We start from the raw sequence: 2,705 nt of genomic DNA, 5'->3' as shown, positions 1-2,705 counted from the left end.
AAAATAATCCCACCCTCTTATGATTTTCACTATAAGATAAAACTTCAAACTATAAAAATAAGGCTTTAAACATCAATACTTGATGGGAACGGAGTTTTCAAATCCAAACGCATTCAATTACAATCAGATCAGACCCACCAAAAACACCAAAAGCAAAAATCAAACATTAAGAAATAAGAAACAACAAACAGCAAGCAACCAAAACACATGAAAACAAGGAGAAACAACAAAAGCCATAAGCAGTAAAAAACAAAATCAAGCGATTAAAATCATTAAACATTAAACATTAAAAAAACAAGAAGCAATAAATCTAAACAAAAGAATTAAGAAAGCTCAACGCTAAATCCAACACAACTAGCAAAAAAAATTTAAAGCAGCAAACAAGAAAACACTAACTTCAATTGAAGAGCAAAAAACCAAACATTAAAGCATAAGAATAAACAAAGTAAAAAATCAAACACAACAAACAAAAACCATAAGCGATTAAAATCAAGCAAGCAAGAAATAAGATTTAAGAAACCAACACAAGTAAACTAAACACATTAAACATTAAATATAAAGACACTAACAACTAAAAATATAAGTATTAAGAAATAACAAAAAATAAGCAAGCAAATATTAAAAACAATCAAGAAGTAAAAAAAGAAAGAATAAGCTCAATCTTTCAAAACTAAGCAAAAGAAGTTCTTTTGTCAGGTAATACTCTTTGGCTTTTAACAAGCGAATGTTAAAAGCTTTTCTCTAGAAAGGAGGTGATCCAACCGCAGGTTCACCTACGGTTACCTTGTTACGACTTCACCCCAGTCGCTGTGTGTGCCGTGGGCAGTAGCCAATTTAGCATCCTGACTTAAGGCAAACACAACTCCCATGGTGTGACGGGCGGTGAGTACAAGACCCGGGAACGTATTCACCGCAACATGGCTGATTTGCGATTACTAGCGATTCCAGCTTCATGCAGGCGAGTTGCAGCCTACAATCCGAACTGAGAGGTGTTTTGAAGATTGGCTCCACTTCGCAGTATTGCTTCTCTTTGTGCACCCCATTGTAGCACGTGTGTAGCCCTAGGCGTAAGGGCCATGATGACTTGACGTCGTCCCCACCTTCCTCCTCCTTACGGAGGCAGTATCCTTAGAGTTCTCAGCATAACCTGTTAGCAACTAAGAAAGGGGGTTGCGCTCGTTGCGGGACTTAACCCAACATCTCACGACACGAGCTGACGACAGCCGTGCAGCACCTGTTTTCAAGGTCTAGCAAGCCAGACACTCCACTATTTCTAGCGGATTCTCTCAATGTCAAGCCTAGGTAAGGTTCTTCGTGTATCTTCGAATTAAACCACATGCTCCACCGCTTGTGCGGGTCCCCGTCTATTCCTTTGAGTTTTAATCTTGCGACCGTACTCCCCAGGCGGGATGCTTAATGCGTTAGCTGCATTACTGGAGAGACTAAGCCCTCCAACAACTAGCATCCATCGTTTAGGGCGTGGACTACCAGGGTATCTAATCCTGTTTGCTCCCCACGCTTTCGCGCAATCAGCGTCAGTAATGTTCCAGCAGGTCGCCTTCGCAATGAGTATTCCTCTTGATCTCTACGGATTTTACCCCTACACCAAGAATTCCACCTACCTCTCCCACACTCTAGAATAGTAGTTTCAAATGCAGTTCTATGGTTAAGCCATAGGATTTCACACCTGACTGACTATCCCGCCTACGCGCTCTTTACGCCCAGTGATTCCGAGTAACGCTTGCACCCTCCGTATTACCGCGGCTGCTGGCACGGAGTTAGCCGGTGCTTATTCGTTAGATACCGTCATTATCTTCTCTAACAAAAGGAGTTTACAATCCTAAAACCTTCATCCTCCACGCGGCGTTGCTGCTTCAGGGTTTCCCCCATTGAGCAATATTCCCTACTGCTGCCTCCCGTAGGAGTCTGGACCGTGTCTCAGTTCCAGTGTGTCCGTTCACCCTCTCAGGCCGGATACCCGTCATAGCCTTGGTAAGCCATTACCTTACCAACAAGCTGATAGGACATAGGCTGATCTCTTAGCGATGAATCTTTCCCCCGTAGGGAGTATCTGGTATTAATCATCGTTTCCAATGGCTATCCCAAACTAAGAGGCACATGACCTATGCGTTACTCACCCGTGCGCCACTAATCAGCACTCTAGCAAGCTAGAAGCTTCATCGTTCGACTTGCATGTATTAGGCACGCCGCCAGCGTTCACTCTGAGCCAGGATCAAACTCTCCATAAAAGTGTTTGTCCTAAAGCTCTTTTGTTTTTTGATAGGCTATCATTATTTCTAACAATAGCTTTAGCGTATCACAAGAACTCGTTTTATACTTTATTCTTTATTGAATAAAACGGGTTGTGTTCTTAAGTATTACAACAACAAAACAGAAAGAAACTTTTTAAAAAGGTTTAGCTAAACGCTAACCTTAAAATACTCTCATGCCATTCAGTCATCAATCATAATCATATCAATAATCACATCAATGAAATTGATTGGCACTGGTTGGATAAGAATTTCTTATAAAAGAATGAAAGTTATAAAAACCCTCACTCTATTTAGTCAGTCATTACTTACTTTGTTTTAGAATATCCCTTTAAAAAGAACTTCTATCAATTTGCTTAGTTTTCAAAGATCGTTTGCTTTTAATCAGCTATCCTTGTAAGGTATCAAGCGGCTTTTTAAAAGCCCTTGCTGAAA

Annotated in this window: 1 rRNA gene; it reads right to left on the bottom strand. The window is 40.7% G+C overall.

What is annotated here, in order from left to right:
* Positions 1-745: 745 nt before the first annotated feature.
* Positions 746-2,249 (bottom strand): 16S ribosomal RNA (locus tag I6852_RS07835).
* Between the last annotated feature and the right edge of the window lie 456 nt (positions 2,250-2,705).

Origin of the sequence: Helicobacter pylori (assembly GCF_015904775.1) — a bacterium.
GTDB classification, from domain to species: domain Bacteria; phylum Campylobacterota; class Campylobacteria; order Campylobacterales; family Helicobacteraceae; genus Helicobacter; species Helicobacter pylori_DM.
Note: the sequence above shows the minus strand (reverse complement) of the source record. Positions and strands in the feature narration are given on the sequence as shown.